Here is a 22,688-nt window from a genome sequence, read left to right on the forward strand (position 1 = left end):
CCTCGCGGCTAGCCCACCAGCTGCTGCGCGAAGACGTGCGGCGTGAAGCCCGTCAGGTCCCCGATGCCCTCGCCCTGCCCCACGAGCTTCACCGGAAGCCCGGTCTTCTGCTGCACCGAGAGCACGAACCCGCCCTTCGCCGACCCGTCGAGCTTCGTCAGCACGAGTCCGGTGACCCCGGCGTGCTCGATGAACGCCTCGGCCTGCGCCAGCCCGTTCTGCCCAGTCGTCGCGTCGAGCACGAGCAGCACCTCCGCGATCGGCGATCGCTTCTGCACGACTCGGCGCACCTTCGACAGCTCGTCCATCAGGCCACCCTTCGTCTGCAGGCGACCGGCAGTATCGATGATCGCGACGTCGTACGCACCCTCCTGCGCCCGCTCCACGGTCTGGAACGCCACCGAGGCGGGATCCTGACCCTGCTGCTGCGGCTTGACGATGTCGACGCCTGCGCGCTCAGTCCAGGTGGCGAGCTGTTCGACGGCCGCCGCGCGGAACGTGTCGGCAGCTCCCACGACGACCTTCCGGTCGAAGGTGCGCAGGTACTTGGCGAACTTGCCGATCGTCGTCGTCTTGCCGACGCCGTTCACGCCGACGACGAGCACGACCGACGGGCGATCCTGGAGCCGAAGGGTCGGGTCGAAGCGCGCCAGGCGCTCCTCGATCGTCTCGCGGAGCATGCGGCGCAGCTCCTTCGCGTCCGTGACGCGGTGCCGGTTCACGAGGTCGCGGAGCTCGTCCAGGATCGCGTCCGCAGTATCGGGTCCGAAATCGGCGCCGATGAGCGCCGTCTCGAGATCATCCCAGGTCTCCTCGGTGATCTCCTCGGTGCCGGAGAAGACGTTCTTGAAGATATTCCCGAAGGACCAGGATCGCTCTGCCATGCAACGATCCTATCTCCGGGCCGATCCGGCTCTCGCAATCTCGACGCTCTGTTGGACATCAGAGCGTCACGCGTTGGCCGGTCCGCCCACGCGTCGGCCGAGTGTCACCCCTCGATCGAACTCGCGTATGCAGGCGCGTTGTTCTCGTCGTACTCGTATACACCGAATTGCGCGGTCGAGGGATCGTTATCCTCGGTCATGGGACCGATACCCGCCCGGCCCTGGTAGTGAATCTCTTCCCCAGTCTCGAGCAGCGCGAGACACTCGCCGTACGCCGAGCACGTTGCTCCGCCATCGGCTCCCGAAACTGCTCTCAGGTTGTCGCTGATCGTCCTCGAGTCGGCCGCACCGCCCCGTTGCGCGGCGAGCGCGACGAGAATGACCGCGTCGTATGCCTCCGGAGCGTAGTTGACCGAGTCAAGTTCACCGTTCTCGGTTTCCTCCGAGACCGGCAGGAGTTGCTGGCGGAACTCCTCATCGACCCGTGCGCCGGGGATCATGCCGTGAGCACCCTCGAGCAATCCGGGATCGAAGCCTCCCGTTTCCGTTTCGGGGCCGAAGTCGTTGGTATTGCGGTCCACGAGGTAGAGGTCCGCCAGGTCGAAATCCTGGTCCGCGAGCGCCGAAATGATCTGCCGAGTCTGATCGGAGCCGAGCACAACGACTGCGTCGGGATCGGTTGCCTGCACCGCAGCCGCTTCGGCGGAGAAGTCGGTCTGATCCGTTGGAAGCTCCTCGCCCGCACCCTCGACACCGTAGACGAGCTCGACATCCTTCTCGTTCAGAGTTTCTTCGAGGCGATCACGGATGACGGTCCCGTACTCGTCATCGACGACGAGTACGGCTACCCGTTCCCGACCGTCCCGGGCGATGAGGTTACCGAGCGCTGTGCCTTGCATCGAGTCAGGCGGAGCAGTGCGGAAGTAGAGATCGTTCACACCCGTCAAGGCGGTCCCGCTATTTGAGGGTGACCCCATCAGCACTCCCGCCTCGGTGAGGCGAGGCATCGCGGCGTTCGTCATGGCAGTGCCCACTGCCCCGAGCACGAAAGCGGGGTCCGCTGCGAGGATGTCATCGACGCTGTCCGCAATCACCATCGGGTCCGAGCTGTCGCCCTCGTCAGCTTCGACGACGACTTCGACGTCTTGGCCAAGCACCCCGCCCGCATCGTTGACGTCGCGCACTGCGAGCGTCGCTGCCGCCTGCGGGCCGGGAAGCAGGTACGAGAGCTCCCCTGTCTGCGGTAACAAGGTACCGATCTGCAGGACATCAGCATTCTGATCCCGATCTTCGCCGCGAACTGCCACGTTCTCGGTCCCGCTGCACCCGGTCAGCGCGCAGCCGACCACTGCGAGGATCGCCAGAGCGCGCGTCGTCTTCCTGGTGCACACCTGCATCAACCTCGCATTCCTCTTCCCTGGGTGACATCGGCTCCGCGGCACCTCCCCGATTCTATCGATCCGGGCGGCTACGGTCCTGGCACCGATGAGCACCGGCACCACCTCACATAGTGATACGCGATGATCCGATACCTACGCTGCGATCCGCTGTCCCACGACCGCCGAGATCCCGTCCTCGCGCATCGACACCCCGTAGAGCGCGTCGGCGATCTCCATGGTGCGCTTCTGGTGGGTGATGACGATGAGCTGGGAGTTCTCGCGCAGCGTCTCGAACACCTGCAGCAGCCGGCCGAGGTTCGCGTCGTCCAGGGCCGCCTCGACCTCGTCCATGATGTAGAACGGGCTCGGACGGGCCTGGAAGATCGCGATCAGCCAGGCGACCGCGGCCAGGGAGCGTTCTCCGCCGGAGAGCAGCGAGAGCCGCTCCACTCGCTTGCCCGCAGGGCGCACCGCCATGTCGATGCCGGTGGAGAGGATGTTGTCCGGATCGCTGAGGCTGATATCCCCCGACCCTCCGGGGAACAGGATCGGAAAGACCCGCGCGAACGCTTCCTGCGTGTCCGCGAAAGCGGCGGCGAAGATCCCCTGCATCTTCTCATCGAGCTCCTCGATGATCCTCATGAGATCGGCGCGGGTGCGCGTGAGATCCGCGAGCTGGTCGGCGAGGAAGCGGTGACGCTGCTCGAGCGCCGCGTACTCCTCGAGGGCGAGCGGGTTGATCCGCCCGAGTTGCGACAGCTGGCGCTGGGCGCGGGCGAGGCGTTTCTCCTGTTCGGCGCGGACGAACGGGGTACCGGTCGGCGCCTCGGAGTCCGCCTGCGAAGGGGAACCGGCCGACGTGTCGGGGGCACCCTCCGTCTGACCCTCCTCCCCTGCTGCGTTCCCCGAGTCGCCGTCGAGCCCGAGCTCGCGAGCCAGCTCCGCTTCCAGGTCGTTCGCGTAGCCGTGATCGGTGCCCGTGGTCGCTGCCGATTCGGCGGGCTCTGGCCCGTCCGCCTGGGCCTCCTCCACCCCCGCGTCGAGCACCGGGATGAGTTGATCCGGTCCGTACTCGGCGATGAGCACGTCCTCGACGAGGCCCAGCTCGTTTCCCGAACGCTCGAGCAGCGACGACAACTGGAGCTTGCGCTCGTAGCTCTTCAGTTCGGCGCCGTGCACCCGCTCGGTGATCTGCTGGAGGCGGTGGCGGAGCTCTGCCTCTTCCGAGCGCAGGAGCGTGAGCTCTTGACTGTTGCGGGCACGCTCCTCCTCGGCCTTCCGCTGCGCGGCTCTGGCCTCCTCGAGCGACCGTCCGCAGGAGTCGAGGATGCCGGGGAGCACCCGCGTCACGCCCTCCGCGCGCGCGGCCTGCCTCGAACGGAGCACCGCCCGTTTGGCCGCTTCCTCTGCCGCTGCCCGCTCGGCGGCGAACTGCTCGCGCAGCGCACGCGTCCGCGATTCGGCGGCGCGGGCGCGCTCACGAGCGGTTTCGAGCTCGAGGCGCCGCTCCATCTCCGCAGCACGAGCCTGCTCGAGCTCGACCTGCAGCGCGTCGCGCTGGCCTGCATCGAGCATGGGGCGCGGGGTGGCCTCGGCCTCTGCGAGGTCGTGTGCGGCCCGGGAGACGGCGGCCTCCGCCTGCTCGACGGAACCGGTGACCTCGGCGAGTGCCTGACGTGCACGTGCGGCCTCCGCCTGCCCGGCCTCGGCGCGCACCGTCAGCTGCTGGCGCTGCTTCGCGAACTCCGCCAGACGCGCGTCGGCGGCGCGGAGCTCAGTGTAGGCATCCTGCACCTCGCGCTTCGCACGCGCTGCTCGTTCGCGCTGCTCCGCCAGCAGGGCGTTCGCGTCGTCGATCTCCGCAGACACTTCATCACGCCGGCGCTCGGCATTCTCGCGGTCGACCGTGAGCTCGATCCGGGACGGGGCGAGTCCCGATCCCCCGGTCAGCGTGAACTCGGTGAGCACGTCGCCGGTGCTCGTGACGACCGTGAAGGATCCGCGCGGAAGGACCGTGCGGAGTTCGTCAGCCGCCTGCCGGGCGTTCTCGAGGTCTTCCGCAATATAGCTGCGACTGAGCAAGCCCGCGACACCCGCCGGGGCGTCGATGACGTCCACGGCGCGCACCGCGTGGGCAGTCGTCGGGGCACTCGATTCAGGTGCGGTGGCCGGACGAGCGATCACTACGTCCAGGCGTCCCAGATCGTCCCGGTGCGCGGAGGAGACGGCTGCGTCGGCCGCCTGTGCGTCGGCTGCGAGCAGCGCGTCGGCGAACGAGCCGAGCGCTGCACCGATGGCCGCTTCGTACCCGTCGCGAGTACGCACATGATCGGCGACGCGGCCGAGCAGACCGGTCGTCGCCCGCTCGAGCACCGCTCCTGAGGCGTCGCGCTGATCCAGGGATCGCGCGAGCGCGCTGATGCGCGCGTCGAGGCCGGCGCGCTCCTGCTCGAGGGCGTGCAGCCGTTCGCGCGTCTCGTCGCGTTCGGTTTCGGCCGCTGACTGCTGCTCCTGTGCGACGCGATAGGCGTGATCGAGCCCCTCGGGCTCACCGTCCTGCGCGTCGGCCGCCGCCTCGCCGTGCTCCGCTTCGAAGGCGCTCAGTCGCTGCGTCGCCTCAGCCGCGCGCTCCTCGGCCTGCGTCACCGCCTGCTCGCGTCGATGCACTTCCTGCGCAACGGCGTCGCGCTGCTTCTCGGCGGTCTCGACGCGCCCCCGCAGCTCGGTAAGGCGTAAGTCGTGCTTCGACACCAGCGCGCTCTGCGCGGCGATGTGCTCGTCGGTCGCATCGAGCGCCGTCCGGGCCTTCCGCGTGGCGGCGCTCGCGTCCTCCCACGCACGTTCGGCGACGGGGATCAGCTCTGCCAGCGCCCGCTCCTCCTCGGCAGCCTCCTCCACGGATGCTCGGGTGATGCGGTTCGCCTGTTCCGGCGCTTCAGCCTGGGTAGCGAGGAAGGTGAGTCGCTGCTGCGCGGCGGAGTACAGGCTGCGCAGGCGCGACTGCACCGACTCGAGCGCGAGCGTCACCCTGCGGGCGCCGTCGAGCTCTTCGCTCTGCTGCTCCTGTTCGAGTCGCGAGATGCGGAGCTGTTTCTGCTCGACCTGCTCCTGCAGCACGATGCGCTCTGAGTGCTGCTCGCTCTCCGCTTTGGCGAGGTCGTTGAGCTCGGCACGGAGCCTCGCGACGTCGTCGGCGAGCAACCTGGCCTGGGCATCGCGTACCTCGGCGGCGATGGTCTGCGCCTGCTTCGCGACCTCGGCCTGCTTGCCGAGCGGTTTCAGCTGCCGTCTGATCTCCCCCGCGAGGTCGTTCAGTCGGGTGAGGTTCGTCTCCATAGCGTCGAGTTTGCGGAGGGTGCGCTCCTTCCGCCTGCGGTGCTTCAGCACGCCCGCTGCTTCTTCGATGAAGCCGCGCCGGTCTTCCGGGGTGGCCCGCAGCACGGCGTCCAGCTGTCCCTGCCCGACGATCACGTGCATCTCTCGGCCGAGCCCGGAATCGCTCAGGAGTTCCTGGACGTCGAGCAGTCGGCAGTTCTCGCCGTTGATGGCGTACTCGCTCGAACCGTTCCGGAACAGCGTGCGACTGATCGTCACTTCGGAGTACTCGATCGGGAGCGCCCCGTCCGAGTTGTCGATGGTGAGCTTCACCTCGGCGCGGCCGAGCGGGCCGCGAGTGGAGGTGCCGGCGAAGATGACGTCCTCCATCTTGCCGCCGCGCAGGGTCTTGGCACCCTGCTCGCCCATCACCCAGGCGAGGGCATCGACGACATTCGACTTGCCCGAGCCATTCGGCCCCACGATGGCGGTCACGCCCGGTTCGAACTCGAACGTGGTCGACTGTGCAAAGGACTTGAAGCCCTTGAGCGTGAGGCTCTTGAGATGCACGCCGTGTTCCTTTCCGAGCTCGGGCGCGTGTGCGGCCCGGGCGACTACACGGCTACGCTACCCGATTCGCGGGCGTTTCCCGGCGCGCTACCAGGGGTTTCGCGCGGCTTTCGCACGTGAGGCGTGCTGTTCGAGCTCGAGCTCGATGAAACCCGCGATCAGGGCACGGTACGCGCTCTCGACGATGTCCGGCGACGCACCGTTCTCCTTCGCCAGGGCGCGAACCTTCGCGATCACCTGTTCGACCCGATCTGGTGCCGGAACCGCCGATGCATCAGACTTCACTGCACCGGCGGTCTCGACCCATGTCTGGCGTTCGGCGATGAGCGCGACGATGCGCCGGTCGAGCGCATCGATCTGCGTCCTGACCTCGCTCAGAGCGGGGTGAGCTCTGATCTCGTCAGAGGGGTTCGATGCCATTCCCCTACCGTGGCGGCTGCGGCGTCCTACTCGTAGGTGTAGAACCCTCGTCCGGATCCCTTGCCGAGGTACCCCTTGTCGATGTAGTCGCGCTTGATCAGCTCCGCGAACTCGCGCGACTCGGGATTCTCGCTGTCCTTGTTCAAGGTGTAGGGCGTCATCATGCCGACGACGTCGAAAATCTCGAACGGGCCGTTCGGTGCACCGGTGGCCATGCGCCAGGTCTTGTCGATGTCTTCCACGGAGGCGACCCCGCGAACGAGCAGTTGCGCGGCCGCGTCGAGCAGCGGCACGAGGAGCGAGTTCAGGACGTATCCGGGCTGCTCCTTGTATATCCGGATCGGCACCATGCCGATCTCTTCCGCGAACTGCGCGACGGCTTCGAAGACCTCGGGGTCCGTGCCGGCGTGCTGCATCACCTCGCCGGTGTTGGCGCGCCACACCTCGTTCGCGAAGTGCAGGGCGAGGAACTTCTCCGGCCGGCCGGTGAACTCGGCGATGTCGCTCGGGAGCAGGGTCGACGAATTGGTGCAGAAGATCGTCCGATCAGGGGCCAGCGCGCCGACCTGCTCCCAGGTCTGCTGCTTGATGTCGAGCCGCTCGGGTACCGCTTCGATGATGATGTCGGCATCGCTCACCGCATCTGCGAGGTCCGATGTCGCGCGGATCCGACCGACGGCAGCGTCGAGCTTCTCGGGGGTGGCATCCTCGAGGTCCCGCAGGTACAGGGGCTTGAGGTACTCCCAGCGATCCGGAAGCTTGGCGAGGATCTCGTCGCTCAGGTCGTAGGCGACCACGTTCTTGCCGGAGTACGCGGCCTGGAAGATAATCTGCGAGCCGAGCACTCCGGTGCCCAGGACGGTGAGGTTCTGCATGTGCTGCCTTTCGGGATTCGTGGTTCGATCCGGTCCGGCGGTCGTTCATCGCGGCCGTCAGGCCTCACCCTCAGGTCTACTCTCTCCCGACGCTCGGCGTGCTGGATTTCGCTGAGAGCGAGCCCTGCTCCGCCCGCGCCTCGAGGCGGTACGGCTCTCGGCCACTGCCGCGAACGAACACCAGATAGCAGACGACGAGCAGTGCGATCCAGACGAATCCGACGATCAGGGCAGGGCGGGAGTCGGGCACGATGCCGACCATGGCGATGACGAAGACGATGAACCCCAGGGTCAGCCACGACGCCACCGGCCACAGCGGCACCGGAAACAGGCTCGGTTCGTGCTGCTCGAGCCGCATCTCGCGCTTCATCCGCAGGTGAGCGATGAGGATCACCATCCACACGAGTACCGTCGCGAACGTCGCGAGGGCTCCGAGGAGGAAGAGCACCTGATCGGGGTACAGCGCGTTGAGCACCACCCCGATCAGGAGACCGATGACCATCGTGACGACGGTCAGGATCGGCACACCGTTCCGTGTGGTCCTCGTGAACGCGCGTGGTGCCTGGCCCTGCTCCGCGAGTCCGTGGAGCATCCGTCCGGCACCGTACACGTCGGCGTTCATCGCCGACAGTGCGGCAGTGACCAGCACGACGTTGAAGACCGCTGCAGCGGCCTGGAATCCGATCGATTCAAAGATCGACACGAACGGGCTCGTCTCCCCCGTGATCTCGGTCCACGGCTGAATGCACATGATGACGCCGAGCGTGAGGACGTAGAAGAGCAGGATCCTGAGGGGAACCGAGTTGATCGCCTTCGGCATGACCTCAGTCGGATTCTGGGCCTCTCCCGCTGTGACGCCGATGATCTCGATGCCTCCGAACGCGAACATCACGATCGTGAGCGAGGCGAGTACACCCCAGACGCCGTGGGGCATGAATCCCCCGTGGTCGACGAGGTTCTGCGGTCCCATGTGCTCGTGGCCTGCGGCCCCGAAGCCGAAGAGGATGATGCCCACGCCCGCGACGATCAAGGCGACGATCGCGCCGATCTTGATCACGGCGAACCAGAATTCGAGCTCGCCGAAGACCTTCACGCCGATGAGGTTGATCGCCGCGATGAAGCACACCACCGCGAGCACCCACACCCACTGGGAGACATCGGGGTACCAGAACCGCATGTACACGGCGATCGCCGTCGCGTCGAATACCGCGACGAGGAACATCTCGAACGCGAAGCTCCAGCCGACCAGAAACCCGGCGAACGGGTGAATGTATCGCGAGGCGTACTGCGCAAACGACCCCGAGACGGGGAAGCGCACGACCATCTCTCCGAGGGCCCGCATCACCATGAAGACTGCGGCGCCGCCGACGATGTACGCGAGCAGCACGGCGGGCCCGGCGGCCTGGATCGCCCCGGAGGATCCCATGAAGAGCCCCGTACCGATCGCCGATCCGAGTGCCATGAATCTGATGTGCCTGGCGGTGAGGCCCCGCTTGAGGCCGGGTTCCTGCTCCGGCGGCCGACCGCCTGTCGCCGCGTCGCTGCGCTCGCCCGTTGCCGCACTCATCTTCTGCTCATTCCTCTGTCGCGTACATGCCGTCCGCGACGTCGAGGACCTCTGACACGATACTCGGTGCCGCGGATGAAGAGGGGACCCGTGCGCGCGCGTGCACGAGAGCGGCCGGTCGCGTGTTGCCCGACCCTGAACTAGGTTCGTGCGGCAACCGACTGAGGGGTCGTGATTTCGGGGGCGGCCACGCATGTCTCAGCCTGATTGGTCTCGGGAGCACTGTCTGCGCCCCAGACGGGTGGTGCAAGACGAAGTCATCACGTTCCTCCCGGGTGATCCGCCACCCGTTCGCGTGGAGTTCCCGGTGGTGGAACGCGCAGAGCAGTATGCCGCGGTCGATGTCGGTTCGACCATGGTCCGCGACCCACTCGTCGATGTGGTGCGCTTCGCAGTATGAAGCTGGCCGGTCGCATCCCTTCCAGCGGCACCCGCCGTCGCGGAGGGCGAGCGCGATCCTCTGCCGTGAGGTGTAGAGGCGGTGTTCACGACCGACGTCCAGGGGATCCCCCTGCGCATCGGTGACCGTGCTGCGGATGCCGGAGGAGCAGATCCGCTGGTGAACCACCCAACCCGGGAGCGGCGTTCCGTCCTCCTCAAGGTGAGCCTGGACTCCGAGTGCGCCTGACCGTTTGCGCACCTGCACGAGCCGCACACCGGCCTGGCGCACCCCGAACACCGTCTCGGCGTCGGCGAGCGCTCCGGCCTTGAGGACATCGAGAATGAGGTCGAACGTCAGCTGCTCGTTGGAGCGTGGGTCGTCGGTCAGCTCCTTCGCGCGTTTCTGAGCCTCTGGGTCGACGAAGCGGGGCCCGCCTCTGCGTGCCCTGAGCGCCGAGTCGATGATGGAGCGAACCCAGGCCGCGGACTCGTCGTCGAACACGAATCGCCCATGGGACACCCCTTCGCTATCGCTCCAGATGGTGAATGACCGGTTCTCGTACCGAGCTCGGAATCGGCGTTCGGCACCCTCGGGGTCGAGGCGGTCTCGCAGGATGCGGGCACTCTTCGCCAGTTCCTCGACTGACACACGTGCGGCTTCCTCGATGAGTTCCTCTGCGGCGAGCGCCCATGCGGAGACCGCGGCTGCGTGGTCGAGGGTGCCGGACGCACCGGGAGGCTCCCCGAGTCCGCGTCTGATGGCGTCGTGCTGTGCGATGGTCAGGCGGCTGCGACGCAGTGCGTGTGCGAGTGGCGCATGCCACACGGGCGTATCGACTCTTCGTGTCCCCTCGCCAGGGGATTCGACCCGCTGATTCGCGTCGAACAGGGATTCGCCCACGCGCACCTGTTTCGCAGCTTCGGAGCGGGTGCCTCCCGTGAGTTCTTGCACGAGCGAGACACTGTTCCGGTGGCCGCGGGACTGCGCGAGTCCGGTGTGGCCACGGTCCTGACGCGAGCGGAGAGCGACGGCGCCTGCGGCGACGGATCTGATGTGCTCGACCGATCGGCCGATGGTTGTTGCCGCCTGGAGGAGTTCGACGACTGCGTCGTCGGAGAGCTCTCCGACTGCCGACGCGATCGGGTCTTCGGTAGCGCCGTCGGTCACCCCGTCGAGCAGTTGGCGCATGTGCGCTACCTGCTCTGAGATGCCCGAGAGTGTGTCCATGTATCCAGTCTGTCGATCCTGACCGGCCGCGGCGCGGCGTGCGGGCATGAGGTGGATAACACGCCGGCGCTACTGGGAATGTGACGCCTGGGGACGACTTCGGCACCGTGCAGCTCGCCCTCGACCCTCACCCTCGCCCCTCGCCACTCGCCCTACCCCTTCGCACGCACCGGCTGTCGCAGCACGGTACGGAGCTTCTCGGGCGGCACGCGCCGAGCGTCGCTGAGATAGATCTCGTGGTGCTTTCCTCTGAGTTCGAGGCCGAGTCCAGGGATGAATTCGCGATGCATGCGTTCGAGCACGGGACCCTCTGCATCGAACGACCCCAGGTGCAGCGTCTGAACGCTGAGCCCTTCGGCGTAGGGTTCCAGTCGCACATCTGGGAGTCGTTCGGGGTTACTCTTCGTCTCGACTGCGGCGATGGCTTCAGCGACGACGTCGGCGGCGATCCACTCGGGAACCATGATCATCGTCGTCCAGTCCCACCGCGACTTGTCACGGGCGCCCGTGAATGCCTCCATATCGTCCGCCCACCAGAGCCCTTCGAGCGGCGGCACGACGTAGTCGCGGCCGAGCTCGCGCTTGCTCGCGAACTTGATGGCTTAGGCCACCGGATACAGCGCTTCGAGCGCGGCGGAGTAGGACGGGTCGGTGTTCGGGTCGCCGTGTCCATCGATCATGAGGTACTGCATACGCGGCACTTCGACCAACCGATACTCACCGACCTTCGCCCGGTAGAGGTCGAGTGACTTCTTGAAATCGATCTTGCCGGTCATCGGTGCGGTCCCCCAGTCCGATACGAGATCACCGCGGGCTCACGAGTCCGCGAATACACCCAGACGGTTGCCGCTCGGATCGGTGAACTCGAATCGCCGGCCTCCCGGAAAGTCGTAGGGACCCGCGACGATGGTGCCGCCTGCAGCGGTGACCGCGTCGACCGATGCATCCAGGTCGGTGGAGAACAGGAGGACCAGTGGGCCGTCCGCGTTCGGAGCCGCGAACGTGCTCAGCCCGCCGATCTCTCCCCCATCGGAATCGCCGGGATCATCGGACGGCGACTTGATCCCGGCGTACTCCGGCCCGTAGTCGTTGAACTGCCAGCCGAAGGCCGACTCGTAGAACGCCCGGGCGGCGGCGAGGTCGGTCACACCGAACTCGATGTAGCTGATGGAGTGGTGCGTGGGATGGGACATGGAGACCTCCAAGGGTTTTCTGCATCATAGACGCGGGTGGTGCGACCCGATACCCGCGAGGATGGCCGACACACCAAACTCCCACGCCTGATCCACATCACCGCCGAGGTTGAACCCGTGATTGAGCTCCATACTCACGAACCCCACCCCCCACGCGGTGAATGTGCGCGCCGCCTCGAGCGCCTGCGCCTCCCCTGCGATCGATCCGGTCCAACGGAGCACCGGCTCACTTGCGGCTGCACCGAACTCGTGTCGCGCCAAGGGCACTCCGGGGCCCGGGGTCGCGACCAGTTGGAAGGCTGCCGGACACTCGTGGCCGAAGGCACGGAAACGTCCGGCGAGATCCTCGAGACTCGTCGCAGCCCGCAACCGTTCCGTGAGTTCCGTAAGGGTCGCCTCGGCGACCAGCCGGATGAGTCCGTCTCGGCCCTCAACGCGTTTGTACAGCGATGGGGAGCGCACGCCGACCTGCTCCGCCACAGCTTGCATCGTGAGACCGGTCAGGCCCCGCATTTCAAGAATGTCGCGGGCGACCCGCACGATCTCGGCGAGGGATGTCTTCTCGGGTGTGGGCATACCGAGCATTATAGCTATTGACACTAGCTATCATGGCTAACTACAGTAGCTATCATGCAGCTCGCTCCCGGTCTCCACCGCATCGGTAACGACATCGTCGCCGTCTATCTCATCGTCACCGAGGAGGGGGTCACCGTCATCGACGCGGGCCTCCCGGGGCACTGGAGGGAACTGCTCGACGAGCTCGCCGAACTCGGCCGCGACGTCGAAGACATCCGCGGCCTGATCCTGACCCACGGCGATTCCGACCACGTGGGGTTCGCCGAGCGCCTCCGGCGGGAGCACGGAGTTCCCGTCTACATCCACTCGGGGGACGCAGCACGCGCGAAGGGCGACAGCAAGCCGAAGACATCTCGACCGTCAATGCGGATCGGACCATTGCTCGGGTACCTGGCATATGCGATCCGCCGCGGCGGGTTCCGGACCACCTGGCTCACGGAGGTCACCGAGATTCGCGGCGGGGAGACGCTCGACCTCCCGGGCGCACCCGAGATCATCGCCCTTCCCGGCCATTCCCCAGGGAGCATCGCCGTCTTCTCTCCGTCCGTCGACGCCGTATTCGTGGGCGACGGCCTGACCACTCGTCACGTCCTCACGGGACGTCGGGGACCACAGCCCGCTCCCTTCACAGATGATCCCGAGCAGGCTCTCGACTCGCTCGAGCGCCTCCGGGGCGCCGCAGCGAAGTGGGTGCTCCCCGGTCACGGTCACCCGTGGAGTTCGGGTGTCGATGCCGCCATCGCCGCAGTCGAGGCCGAGTCTCGTACCGCTCGATAGTCCTGCGCCCCCCTCAGCTCCGCTGCACGCAGTACAGTGCTGGCATGGAATCTCGCGATGGCGGAATGGACCGGGCTGACAGCGCATTCGCGTGGGTGCCTGGCCCCGAGTGCGGATCCTGGGTCGCGGAGCGTCTCGACGCGGCGGTCGGGCCAGCAACGGAAGACGAGACGCCCGTTGACGGCCCCGCACTCGGGTGGATGGTTCCGCGCGGATACGACGCCATCGTCCGCGTTCTCCACCCGTTCTTCCGACAGTGGCCGGAGGGTACGACTTGGGCCGAGTACGAGCGACTGAATTCGGAAGCCGAGGCCGACGAGGACTGGGAACGGCTGCCGGAGATCGCGGAAGAACCCGTGACGTGGGCGGAGGCGGTCGATGCACTTCGCCCACGGGAAGAACGACAGCGCGCGGGAGCCAAAAGCGCACACCCCGCACCGGATTCTCTGAGCCGGAAGCTCGTCGGCCTATCCGATGACGAGTTCGATCTCGATGACGTGGCCGAGGACGGATACCGCTACGAATTGCCCCGAGACGGGTCCCTCGATACGGCGACCTTGGCGCGTGTGGCTCGGGTCCTCGAGCAGCACACCGGCACTCCGGACTCCGGCATCGCCGCCGTTTGGGAGGGTTTCGGCGGCCTGGTCAGCGGGGAGGGTGTCGCGTTCGTCACCGCATTCAACGACGGGAGCTCTTCGCCGCCGCCACCGCTCGAACGCGTGCGTCGATGGTGGCTCCAGCGCGCGCACGACTTCCGTGAGCGGCGCACGCGCTTCGGCACGCTCGCGGCCCTGCAGTCGCTGGGATACCGCGCACTGCGACTCCCACAATGGATCGCACGGCTCCGAGGTCGGCACCACGAAGCGGGCGACTATGAAGCGGGCGACCACGATGACGTGGTGTTCGGGCCGGCACCGGGTTGGGAGAGCGCCCGCGCGCTGCCGCTCGGCAGTGGCGTGCTCTCACGGCGGGCCGCGACGGGACCGCGCCTCGAACTCCCGGATCGCGATTATGTCTGCTTCGTGGCGGGGATCACGGCATTCACGTCGGATGCCTGGATCGCCGCCGCCCCGTGGATTGCACGCGATGAGGCGGCGGATCATCCACAGACGCCCACACTCGTGTGGCCGAAGGACCGAGACTGGTACCTCGTATCCGACATCGATCTCGATTCGACGCTCATCGCCTGCTCACGGTCGTGCGCAGATGCGTTGCTCACCGCACCGGGAATCGAGGCGCACGAGATCGATCGCGATACTCGGCTCTGAGTCGAGGCGCATGCCGAGTCCTACCGCTTCGGCCACACCCAGGCAGGTCCTTCGAATCTGAGCTGCCCGGCCACCGTGGTCGCTCCCCCGACCTTCTCGAGTTCGATGGGGTGCGCGGCTGCGGCGAGCGCCTCCACGAGGGGTGCGGCGTGGGTGACGACGACGACTTGGGTGTGGGCTGAGGCGTGGATGATCAGGTTCGCGAGTCCTGGGAGGAGGCTGGGGTGCAGACTCCCCTCTGGCTCGTTGAGGACGAGGAGTTCCGGTGGTCGGGGGCTCAGCAGCGCTGTGGCGAGGAGGAGGAAGCGGAGCGTGCCGTCGGAGAGTTCTGCGGCGCTCATCCGTCGTTCCAGTCCGGGCTGGTCGAGGGCGACGCGGCCCGTGCCGGTGGCGTCGCCGTCGATGACGACCTGGGCACCGTCGAAGGCTTCTGCGATCACCCGCTGCAGGAGGTCGCCGTCTCCGACGCCGAGCACGGTCGCGATCGCGCCGGTGAGGTTTGACCCTTCGGCGTCGAGGACCGGAGTGAAGCCGATCGGTGCCGGCCTGCGGGCCAGTGCGTCGGCATCGGTGCGCAGGTGATCGTAGAACCTCCACCGTCGCGCTGCCTCACGGAGGGCGAAGAGTTCGGGCGTCTCGGTCGGTGAGGCGAGGGTGGCGAGCATGGACTCGCTTTCGCGCACCCGCCAGTCGCTTCGGGCCATCGCCCCGGTGGCATCTCGATGTCGTACCGCGAGTGAGCGTCGCTCGGCGAGCATGGTCGAGGGCCGGAGGACGGTGCCGTGCCAGACCGTTTCGTTCTTCACCTCGGGGTCGCGCACGGGAGCTCCACCGGGAACGGTGAAGGCAGGGATCTGCGGGAGACCGAGGTCGATCGCGTAGGAAAGATCGTCGGTGGCGAACCCGAGACGCAGTGAGACGGGCAGAGCGCGTTTGCGTTCGCCTGCGTAGAGCACGCTGTGCAAGCCACCCTCGGCCATGAGGGAGCTGAGCGCTCCGTCGCGAACGATCTCGGAGAGGAGTCGCAGGGAGCGGTACACGTTCGATTTACCGGTGCCATTCGCTCCGGTGATCACGGTGAGCTGACCGAACTCGAGGGCGACATCCTGGAGTGAACGGTAGTTCTCCACCGCGAGCGCTCGGATCATATGGGCAGCCTATCTCGCGCCCCCGACACCCAGGTATGTCGCTCACCGATCAGCGCGGAACGGCACGGGCGTAGCTCGCTCTGGGGGCGTATCGTGATCCCATGCACCCCTCCGACCCGGCACCCCGGTCCATGCCCACGGCCGACTTCGTCGATGTCGGCGGCGCGATGATCGCGACGCGCGTACTCGAGCCGGCCGGATCCTCCGCTGGAGATGTCGTGCTCTGCCACGGTACTCCGTGGTCGTCGCAGGTCTGGCGCACCGTCGCCGCGACGCTGAGCCGAGGGTACCGGGTCTTCCTCTGGGATATGCCGGGGTACGGCGCATCCGCCAAGACGCCGGGGATCCCGCTCGATCTGCGCACCCAGGGGCGCCGCCTCGCCGAGCTGATCGCCGCATGGGGTCTGGATCGGCCGCACGTCGTCGCCCACGACGTGGGCGGCGCGGTCGCCCTCGGGGCGCACCTGCGTGAAGGGGTCGATTTCACCGATCTCTTCCTCTGGGACATTGTGACGCTCGATCCGTGGGGATCCCCGTTCTTCCGTCTGGTCGCCACGCACGCGGAGGTCTTCGCCCAGCTCCCGCCTGCACTGCACGCTGCGCTCGTGCGTGAGTACATCTCCGGGGCAGTCGCCCACGGCTTGCCGGAGGCGACGATCGCCGAACTGGCTCGTCCCTGGCTCGACCCGGATGGGCACCGGCTCGACCCGGATGGGCACTGGCTCGACCCGGATGGGCAATCGGCGTTCTACCGGCAGATCGCGGCGCTTGACCCCGAGGACACGCGTCCGCTCGCCGACCGCCTCGAGACCGTCCGCTGCCCGGTGCGGATCGGGTGGGGCGTCGAGGATCCGTGGATCCCGCTCGAGCAGGCGTACGAGCTGCAGCGAAGGATCCCCGGAACCCCGCGCGTCGTCGAGCTCGCGGGCGTATCGCACCTCGCTCCCGTCGAACGACCGGAAGAAGTCTCCGCCGCGCTCCTCGCCTGGTTCGCGGAGAGCCAGCAGAGCTGACACGCCCTCGATACCGGTCGACGCCGCGCCTACACTCGTGACCATGACCGAGTCACTGACGCACGCCGAATCCATCCACGTGGCAGCCGATCCCGAGACGGTGTACGCCACCGTCTCGGACGTCACCCGAACCGGCGAGTGGTCGCCGATCTGCCGCGAGTGCTGGTGGGACGCCGGCGACGGGCCGCGGGTCGGAGCCTGGTTCACCGGGCGGAACGTCACCCCTGACCGCGAGTGGCAGACCCGCAGTCAAGTGGTCGTCGCGGAACCTGGGCGGGCTTTCGGATGGAGCGTCGGACCGGGGCGCGTGCTGTGGACCTACCTGATGGAAGCATCGGACGGCGGTACCACGCTCACCGAGACATGGGACTTCACGCCGGAAGGGCAGGCATTCTTCATCGAGAAGTACGGCGACGACGCACCGGCTCAGGTCGCCGAACGCGAGGCGGCCGCCCGGAGCGGGATACCCGAGACGCTGGCCGCGATCAAGCGGGTCATCGAGCGCGGATGACCGTGCCATACTCGAGAGAGAGGTGCTGATCGTCGAGCGGCCCCGCCCCTCCGACTCAGCACCGGGCACAGTCCCAATTTCTGATGCGAAGGAGTCACGATGAGAGCCGCACGCTACTACGACCGCAAGGACATCCGGATCGAGGATATCCCTGAGCCGGAACTCCAGCCGGGAACGGTCGCGATCGATGTCGCCTGGTGCGGAATCTGCGGTACCGATCTGCACGAGTACCTCGAGGGGCCCATCTTCATCCCGCCGAAGGGGCACCCGCACCCCATCTCCGGTGAAGAGGCGCCGGTCACGATCGGGCACGAGTTCTCCGGGACGATCACGGCCCTCGGCGACGGCGTGACCGACCTCGAGGTCGGCCAGAACGTCGTGGTGGAGCCCTACATCATCGCCGATGACGTGGACACGAGCCCGGGGCAGGACTATCAGCTCTCGAAGGACATGAACTTCATCGGACTCGGCGGCCGCGGCGGCGGACTCTCCGAGAAGATCGTCGTGGAACGCCGCTGGGTGCACCCGATCGGCGACATTCCGCTCGACCAGGCCGCACTCATCGAGCCCCTGTCGGTCGGCCACCACGCGTTCGTCCGCTCGGGCGCTCAGGCCGGCCAGGTGGCCATCATCGGTGGTGCGGGACCGATCGGCCTTCTTACGGCGGCCGTGCTCCGTGCGGAGGGCCTCACGGTCTACATCTCGGAGCTCTCGGAGGCGCGCAAGCAGATGGCCCTCGACACCGGCGTGGCCGATGCCGTGCTCGACCCCCGCGAGGGCGACGTCGCGGAGAAGGTCAGGGAGCTCACGGGCGGCAAGGGCGCTGATGTCGGCTTCGAGTGCTCGTCGGTACCGGTCGTGCTCGACATGCTGCTGGACGCCGTGCGGCCGGGAGGCGTCATCGTGAACGTGTCGATCTGGGGCCACAAGCCTGAGGTCGACATGCCGAAGCTCGTACTCAAAGAGATCGACCTCCGCGGCACCATCGGCTACGCGGGAGACCACCCGGCGACCATCGAGCTCGTCCGGAGCGGCAAGCTCGACCTCGCGCCGTTCATCACGGGCAGGATCACCCTCGACGGCCTCGTGTCCGAGGGCTTCGACCAGCTGATCAACAACAACGAGCACCACGTCAAGATCATCGTCGATCCGAACGCCTGACGCCGTCGGCAACGGCATCGTTCATCCCCTCGCGCGCGTTCGCGGGGGGATGAATCGTTTCCGGCGCGAGGACCCGCCGCCCTGGCGAAACAGGCACCCTCCTGCTATATTAGATGCAAACGCATATAAAGCGACCGACGCGGAAGCGAGAGGATCACATCATGGAATTCGGAGTATTCAGCGTCAGCGACGTCACCCGCGACCCCCAGAGTGGCGAGACCCCGAGCGAGGCAGAGCGCATCCAGGCGCTCGCGACCATCGCCAAGCACACCGAGGAGGTGGGCCTCGACGTCTTCGCCGTCGGCGAGCACCACAACCCGCCCTTCTTCTCCTCCAGCCCGACGACGTTCCTCGCGTACATCGCCGCGCAGACCGAGCGGCTGAAGCTGAGCACCAGCACGACGCTCATCACGACCAACGATCCGGTGCGGCTCGCAGAAGAATACGCGATGCTGCAGCACCTGTCCGGCGGACGCATGGACCTCATGCTCGGACGCGGCAACACGGCACCGGTCTACCCCTGGTTCGGCAAGGACATCCGCAGCGCCCTGCCGCTCGCGCTCGAGAACTACAACCTGCTGCATCGCCTGTGGCGCGAAGACTCGGTGGACTTCGACGGCAAGTTCCGCACGCCGCTCCAGGGCTTCACGAGCACGCCCCGGCCGCTCGACGATGTCCCGCCGTTCGTCTGGCACGGATCCATCCGCACCCCCGAGATCGCCGAGCAGGCCGCGTACTACGGCGACGGCTTCTTCTCGAACCACATCTTCGCGCCGAGCGAGCACTCGCTGCGGTTGATCAACTTCTACCGTCAGCGCTTCGAGCACTACGGGCACGGCCTGGCGAAGAACGCGATCGTGGGCCTGGGCGGGCAGACGTTCATCGCCCACAACTCGCAGGACGCCATCGACCAGTTCCGCCCCTACTTCAACGAGGCCCCGGTCTACGGGCACGGTCCGCGCATGGAGGATTTCATGCAGCAGACCCCGTTGAGCGTCGGCAGCCCCCAGCAGATCATCGACAAGACGCTGTCGTTCCGCGACATCTTCGGCGACTACCAGCGCCAGATGTTCCTGATCGATCACGCGGGTCTGCCGCTGAAGACGGTGCTCGAGCAGCTCGACCTGCTGGGCGAGCACGTCGTGCCGGTGCTCCGTCGCGAGCTCGCGGCACTCCGGGACCCGGAGGTTCGCGAGACCGCCCCCACGCACGGCGAGCTCGTGAAGGCCAAGTACGGCGACCAGGCTCCGCGGCAGCCGCGTCCTGGCGCGAACCGCGGTGACAACGTCACGGGCGGCTCCCCGTACATCGACGCCCCCGCGAATACTCCCGCCTCGGCGCACCAGCACTGACCCCGCGCCGACCATGCAGACGACGAGATGGGATGTCCGCGCCACGAGCGACGCGTGGGAAGCGGTCATGACGGCGCACGCGCGACTGGTGACCAGTTTCAGCAGCGAGGGGATCTTCACGGAGCTGAGCATGCGCGAGTACGACGTGCTCTACACCCTCTCGAAACAGGACGAACCGATGCGCCTCAGCGACCTGCGCGACAGCGTGCTGCTCAGCCAGCCGGCGCTCTCCCGCCTGGTGGATCGACTCGTTGAGCGCGGACTCCTGGAGCGCTGCACCAACGATCAGGATCGCCGCGCCCTGAGCATCTCCCTCTCTGACGCGGGGCGGCACCTCCAGCGCGAGGTCGGGCGCGCGCACGCCCTCAGCGTGGCGCGCGAGCTGAGCGCCGCCCTCGATCCCGCGGAGGTCGATGAGCTTCACCGGTTGGCGGCAAAGCTCGCGAACCACCCCAGACAGCACGCACGAAAGGAGCGGTGACATGATGACACCGCAGAACAAGCAGCTGGCCGTCGTGTCGGCCGGCACGAGCGACCCGTCGAGCACCGCGCTCCTCGCACAGCGCGCGAGCGCCCAGGTCGTGAGCCGCGCGACGGAACAGAACATGCACCTGACGAGCTCCACGATTGAACTGCGCACCCTTGCCAGGGACATCGCCGACGCGATGGTGACTCAGTTCGTCTCCCCGGCGCTCCAGGACGCGCTGGATCTCGTCCGCGACGCCGACGCGCTGATCGTGGCGACCCCGGTGTACAAGGCCGGGCCGAGCGGCCTGCTGACCTCGTTCTTCCAGGTGCTCGACACCGACGTGCTCATCGGCACCCCCGTGATGCTCGCGGCAACGGCCGGCACTCCGCGCCACGCCCTTGTGGTCGACGACCAGCTCAGGGGCCTGTTCGCCTACATGCGCACCGTCACGGTGCCGACGTCGCTCTTCGCGACGCCTGAGGACTGGTCGGCCGGACTCGGCGATCGCATCGACCGCGCCACGACCGAGCTGCTTGCGCTCGTGACCGGAGGATTCAAGAGCACGATCCGCGACGCCGCTTGGAGCAACTACTCGCACAGCTTCGGCAGCGCCGGTGGCGCGGAAGTGGGCATCGACCTCAACAGCGATCTCATGCGGCTCGCGACGGGCAACGCCTGACCCGAAGCTTGTCGATCCCGCCGAGCGTCGTTTACCCTGGTGTCGGCGGCACACGTCGCCGGGTGCACTTCCACGCAAGGGTCGCGTGAATCATCGCGGAGAGGCCTGATCGTTTCAGGACATGTCTGGATGGGGTGCGGCGCAGGTACGCGCCGAACTTCAGAGCGCCGACGCGCACCGTCGGCTGACCGAAAGGACATGATATGCCCACGAAAGACGAGAAGAACCTCACTCAGGTCCTCGACAAGATCGCGAAGATCGACGAACCGCGACGGTCGGTCATGCAGCACGTACACGAGATCATCCTCGCGGCGGCTCCTGGTCTGAAGCCCAGGATCTGGTACGGAATGCCCGCCTACGCCCTGTCGGCGAGCACCCCCGCCCTCGTGACGCTGCGCAGCGACGAACGTCTGAATCTCGCCCTCACGGAGAAGGCCGAGTTGCGCCCCGCCGGCGGCGCGGACGGCTCGTTGATGCCCGGTGCGTGGTACTTCGAGGAGATCGACGAGGCAGCTGAGCGACGCATTACGGAGATCGTCCGAGCTGTCGCGGCCTGAGCGCACCGTCGAGTCCCCGCCCGCGCCTTCCGGGGGCGGGGACTCGATGCCTCAGGCCGACGCTCCGGTCAGTTCCACTCGGCTCCGGCCGGATCGACCCCGTGCTGTGAGGCATTGGCGTCGACTATGGTCTTCAGCCAGGCCGCGAGCCCAGCGCCTCGCTCCTCGTAGTACGAGGTGAACCGTGGATCCTCGACGTATCCGCGTGCGATGAGCACGTGCTTCGCGTGAGTGACGGGGAAGAACCCGGAGAGCAGTTCGCGGTGTTGCTCGGCGAGCGCGTTCGCTTCAGCCGATCCAGGCTCGACCCCCTGCTGCATCGCCTCGACGAGTCGCGCCTCGCAGGCGGTGGTCTGCTCTCGCAGCGCCTCCCAGTCGCTCCGGCTCATGGCGGCAGATGTCCGGGCGCTGGTCTCCCAGTCGTCCGTCCCCTCCCACTTCTGCTCAGCCTCAGCCTGGTAGGCGGGGAACGCGGCATCGTCGAGAATCTGGGCTATCTCGGCGACGCTCAGCTGGTTGTTGGTCATGGCATCCTCCAGGAGCTCATCAAGGGCTCGCACCATCCGGTGGAGCTCGGTTTCTTTCTGCATGAGCAGGTCTCGCTGGTGACGCAGATGTGAAACGCGATCCTCATCGTTGGCGAGCGCACCGGCAATCGCTTCGAGGCTCATGCCGGTGGCCCGGTAGATGATGATTTGCTGGATCCGGGCGACGTCGCCGTCGGAGTACAACCGGTAGTTCGACCGGCTGCGCTCCGATGGCACCGCCAATCCGCGTTCCTCCCAGTGGTGCAGCGTGCGCACGGACAGTCCGAGGAGGTCGGCGACCTCTCCGATCGTGCGCAGCTGCCCCTCGTCCTTGCTCATGAGTCCACCCTCCTGCCTCACGTCGCGTGAGGGTCAAGTCTGCATCGACATTCCCGTGATCGGACCCACGTTCCCGTGATCAGATGCGGACCGAAACGACCCGCCTATACTGTCACCATGCCGAGTCGACTCGCTCAGATCGCCATTTCTGCACAAAACCCGCAAGTAGTAGCGGAGTTCTGGTGCGCGGTGCTGGGTTGGGTCGTGCACGAGGTCGAGGCCGGTGTCGTGTGGTGCATCGGGCCCGCTGATGGGAGTTGGCCGGGTATCGACGTCGGCCCGACCCCGGAGCACAAAACTGGGAAGAACCGCTTACACCTCGACGTGCGTGCAGACGGGGTGAGTACCGAGGAAGAACTCCAGCGGCTCCTCGCGCTCGGCGCGTATCGGGTCGATGTCGGACAGGATCCCAGCGTAACGTGGACCGTCCTTGCCGACCCCGAGGGGAACGAGTTCTGCCTCCTGGGTGGCACGGTGCAGGAACAGTGATCCCGGTCGC

The 22,688-nt window shown here is 67.0% G+C and carries 21 protein-coding genes and 1 pseudogene; 10 read left to right on the forward strand and 12 right to left on the reverse strand.

Annotated elements, in window-relative coordinates; genetic code table 11:
* Positions 1-8 precede the first annotated feature (8 nt).
* The 10 genes and pseudogenes from ftsY to K8P10_RS08750 form a co-directional block, all read right to left on the reverse strand.
* Entirely contained in the window at positions 9-884 is an 876-nt protein-coding gene (gene ftsY, locus K8P10_RS08705) for a signal recognition particle-docking protein FtsY (protein ID WP_224778543.1), read from the reverse strand.
* 104 nt (positions 885-988) lie between these two features.
* A complete protein-coding gene (locus K8P10_RS08710) occupies positions 989-2,275 on the reverse strand; it encodes an ABC transporter substrate-binding protein (RefSeq protein ID WP_224778544.1) in 1,287 nt (428 codons plus the stop codon).
* Between the two features lie 141 nt (positions 2,276-2,416).
* Positions 2,417-6,148: an AAA family ATPase gene (locus tag K8P10_RS08715; RefSeq protein ID WP_224778545.1), complete on the reverse strand. Its 3,732-nt coding sequence runs from the start codon at positions 6,146-6,148 to the stop codon at positions 2,417-2,419.
* A gap of 87 nt (positions 6,149-6,235) precedes the next feature.
* Complete coding sequence (locus K8P10_RS08720; RefSeq protein ID WP_224778546.1) at positions 6,236-6,568, reverse strand: chorismate mutase; 333 nt, start codon at positions 6,566-6,568, stop codon at positions 6,236-6,238.
* A gap of 26 nt (positions 6,569-6,594) precedes the next feature.
* Entirely contained in the window at positions 6,595-7,443 is an 849-nt protein-coding gene (locus K8P10_RS08725) for a 3-hydroxyacyl-CoA dehydrogenase (protein ID WP_224778547.1), read from the reverse strand.
* A 76-nt stretch (positions 7,444-7,519) separates the two neighbouring features.
* A complete protein-coding gene (locus K8P10_RS08730; RefSeq protein WP_370631833.1) occupies positions 7,520-9,010 on the reverse strand; it encodes an amino acid permease in 1,491 nt (496 codons plus the stop codon).
* A gap of 7 nt (positions 9,011-9,017) precedes the next feature.
* Positions 9,018-10,619, reverse strand: coding sequence for an HNH endonuclease signature motif containing protein (locus K8P10_RS08735; RefSeq protein WP_224778548.1), 1,602 nt, complete (start codon positions 10,617-10,619; stop codon positions 9,018-9,020).
* 152 nt (positions 10,620-10,771) lie between these two features.
* Positions 10,772-11,395, reverse strand: a pseudogene (locus tag K8P10_RS08740) (GyrI-like domain-containing protein).
* 39 nt (positions 11,396-11,434) lie between these two features.
* Entirely contained in the window at positions 11,435-11,812 is a 378-nt protein-coding gene (locus tag K8P10_RS08745) for a VOC family protein (RefSeq protein WP_224778549.1), read from the reverse strand.
* 24 nt (positions 11,813-11,836) lie between these two features.
* A complete protein-coding gene (locus tag K8P10_RS08750) occupies positions 11,837-12,388 on the reverse strand; it encodes a TetR/AcrR family transcriptional regulator (protein ID WP_224778550.1) in 552 nt (183 codons plus the stop codon).
* 54 nt (positions 12,389-12,442) lie between these two features.
* Here K8P10_RS08750 and K8P10_RS08755 point away from each other — a divergent pair, with 54 nt between their 5' ends.
* Positions 12,443-13,165, forward strand: coding sequence for an MBL fold metallo-hydrolase (locus tag K8P10_RS08755; RefSeq protein ID WP_224778551.1), 723 nt, complete (start codon positions 12,443-12,445; stop codon positions 13,163-13,165).
* A 44-nt stretch (positions 13,166-13,209) separates the two neighbouring features.
* Positions 13,210-14,433 (forward strand): hypothetical protein, encoded by a 1,224-nt coding sequence (locus tag K8P10_RS08760; protein WP_224778552.1) that lies wholly within the window; start codon positions 13,210-13,212, stop codon positions 14,431-14,433.
* Between the two features lie 20 nt (positions 14,434-14,453).
* Here K8P10_RS08760 and K8P10_RS08765 read toward each other — a convergent pair whose 3' ends face one another.
* Entirely contained in the window at positions 14,454-15,581 is a 1,128-nt protein-coding gene (locus K8P10_RS08765) for an AAA family ATPase (protein WP_224778553.1), read from the reverse strand.
* 101 nt (positions 15,582-15,682) lie between these two features.
* On the opposite strand from K8P10_RS08765, the gene K8P10_RS08770 reads away from it, so the two are divergent.
* The 7 genes from K8P10_RS08770 (at position 15,683) to K8P10_RS08800 (ending at position 21,323) form a co-directional block, all read left to right on the forward strand.
* Positions 15,683-16,594 carry an alpha/beta fold hydrolase gene (locus K8P10_RS08770; RefSeq protein WP_224778554.1) on the forward strand — a complete coding sequence of 304 codons (912 nt, stop codon included), beginning with the start codon at positions 15,683-15,685 and terminating at the stop codon, positions 16,592-16,594.
* A 43-nt stretch (positions 16,595-16,637) separates the two neighbouring features.
* Entirely contained in the window at positions 16,638-17,105 is a 468-nt protein-coding gene (locus K8P10_RS08775) for an SRPBCC family protein (RefSeq protein ID WP_224778555.1), read from the forward strand.
* A gap of 99 nt (positions 17,106-17,204) precedes the next feature.
* Entirely contained in the window at positions 17,205-18,266 is a 1,062-nt protein-coding gene (locus tag K8P10_RS08780; RefSeq protein ID WP_224778556.1) for a 2,3-butanediol dehydrogenase, read from the forward strand.
* Between the two features lie 161 nt (positions 18,267-18,427).
* Positions 18,428-19,618, forward strand: a complete 1,191-nt coding sequence (locus K8P10_RS08785) for a CE1758 family FMN-dependent luciferase-like monooxygenase (protein WP_224778557.1) — start codon at positions 18,428-18,430, stop codon at positions 19,616-19,618.
* Between the two features lie 13 nt (positions 19,619-19,631).
* A complete protein-coding gene (locus tag K8P10_RS08790; protein ID WP_224778558.1) occupies positions 19,632-20,099 on the forward strand; it encodes a MarR family winged helix-turn-helix transcriptional regulator in 468 nt (155 codons plus the stop codon).
* Between the two features lies 1 nt (position 20,100).
* The gene (locus K8P10_RS08795; RefSeq protein WP_224778559.1) at positions 20,101-20,766 is read left to right on the forward strand and encodes a CE1759 family FMN reductase; all 666 of its coding nucleotides are present in this window, start codon (positions 20,101-20,103) and stop codon (positions 20,764-20,766) included.
* Between the two features lie 203 nt (positions 20,767-20,969).
* Positions 20,970-21,323, forward strand: coding sequence for a DUF1801 domain-containing protein (locus K8P10_RS08800; RefSeq protein ID WP_224778560.1), 354 nt, complete (start codon positions 20,970-20,972; stop codon positions 21,321-21,323).
* A 68-nt stretch (positions 21,324-21,391) separates the two neighbouring features.
* On the opposite strand, the gene K8P10_RS08805 is transcribed toward K8P10_RS08800, so the two are convergent.
* The gene (locus tag K8P10_RS08805) at positions 21,392-22,189 is read right to left on the reverse strand and encodes a MerR family transcriptional regulator (RefSeq protein WP_224778561.1); all 798 of its coding nucleotides are present in this window, start codon (positions 22,187-22,189) and stop codon (positions 21,392-21,394) included.
* 117 nt (positions 22,190-22,306) lie between these two features.
* Between K8P10_RS08805 and K8P10_RS08810 the strand changes: the two genes are divergently transcribed.
* Positions 22,307-22,678: a VOC family protein gene (locus K8P10_RS08810; protein ID WP_224778562.1), complete on the forward strand. Its 372-nt coding sequence runs from the start codon at positions 22,307-22,309 to the stop codon at positions 22,676-22,678.
* The last annotated feature ends 10 nt before the right edge of the window (positions 22,679-22,688 follow it).

The organism is Leucobacter sp. Psy1, from assembly GCF_020096995.1.
GTDB lineage: Bacteria > Actinomycetota > Actinomycetes > Actinomycetales > Microbacteriaceae > Leucobacter.

What these genes read in the sequence shown, in the direction of transcription:
- ftsY (WP_224778543.1), bottom strand. Translation starts at nt 884, where the DNA reads ATGGCAGAGCGATCCTGGTCCTTCGGGAATATCTTCAAGAACGTCTTC.
- K8P10_RS08720 (WP_224778546.1), bottom strand. Translation starts at nt 6,568, where the DNA reads ATGGCATCGAACCCCTCTGACGAGATCAGAGCTCACCCCGCTCTGAGC.
- K8P10_RS08725 (WP_224778547.1), bottom strand. Translation starts at nt 7,443, where the DNA reads ATGCAGAACCTCACCGTCCTGGGCACCGGAGTGCTCGGCTCGCAGATT.
- K8P10_RS08730 (WP_370631833.1), bottom strand. Translation starts at nt 9,010, where the DNA reads ATGAGTGCGGCAACGGGCGAGCGCAGCGACGCGGCGACAGGCGGTCGG.
- K8P10_RS08735 (WP_224778548.1), bottom strand. Translation starts at nt 10,619, where the DNA reads ATGGACACACTCTCGGGCATCTCAGAGCAGGTAGCGCACATGCGCCAA.
- K8P10_RS08745 (WP_224778549.1), bottom strand. Translation starts at nt 11,812, where the DNA reads ATGTCCCATCCCACGCACCACTCCATCAGCTACATCGAGTTCGGTGTG.
- K8P10_RS08750 (WP_224778550.1), bottom strand. Translation starts at nt 12,388, where the DNA reads ATGCCCACACCCGAGAAGACATCCCTCGCCGAGATCGTGCGGGTCGCC.
- K8P10_RS08755 (WP_224778551.1), top strand. Translation starts at nt 12,443, where the DNA reads ATGCAGCTCGCTCCCGGTCTCCACCGCATCGGTAACGACATCGTCGCC.
- K8P10_RS08760 (WP_224778552.1), top strand. Translation starts at nt 13,210, where the DNA reads ATGGAATCTCGCGATGGCGGAATGGACCGGGCTGACAGCGCATTCGCG.
- K8P10_RS08765 (WP_224778553.1), bottom strand. Translation starts at nt 15,581, where the DNA reads ATGATCCGAGCGCTCGCGGTGGAGAACTACCGTTCACTCCAGGATGTC.
- K8P10_RS08770 (WP_224778554.1), top strand. Translation starts at nt 15,683, where the DNA reads ATGCACCCCTCCGACCCGGCACCCCGGTCCATGCCCACGGCCGACTTC.
- K8P10_RS08775 (WP_224778555.1), top strand. Translation starts at nt 16,638, where the DNA reads ATGACCGAGTCACTGACGCACGCCGAATCCATCCACGTGGCAGCCGAT.
- K8P10_RS08780 (WP_224778556.1), top strand. Translation starts at nt 17,205, where the DNA reads ATGAGAGCCGCACGCTACTACGACCGCAAGGACATCCGGATCGAGGAT.
- K8P10_RS08785 (WP_224778557.1), top strand. Translation starts at nt 18,428, where the DNA reads ATGGAATTCGGAGTATTCAGCGTCAGCGACGTCACCCGCGACCCCCAG.
- K8P10_RS08790 (WP_224778558.1), top strand. Translation starts at nt 19,632, where the DNA reads ATGCAGACGACGAGATGGGATGTCCGCGCCACGAGCGACGCGTGGGAA.
- K8P10_RS08795 (WP_224778559.1), top strand. Translation starts at nt 20,101, where the DNA reads ATGATGACACCGCAGAACAAGCAGCTGGCCGTCGTGTCGGCCGGCACG.
- K8P10_RS08800 (WP_224778560.1), top strand. Translation starts at nt 20,970, where the DNA reads ATGCCCACGAAAGACGAGAAGAACCTCACTCAGGTCCTCGACAAGATC.
- K8P10_RS08805 (WP_224778561.1), bottom strand. Translation starts at nt 22,189, where the DNA reads ATGAGCAAGGACGAGGGGCAGCTGCGCACGATCGGAGAGGTCGCCGAC.
- K8P10_RS08810 (WP_224778562.1), top strand. Translation starts at nt 22,307, where the DNA reads ATGCCGAGTCGACTCGCTCAGATCGCCATTTCTGCACAAAACCCGCAA.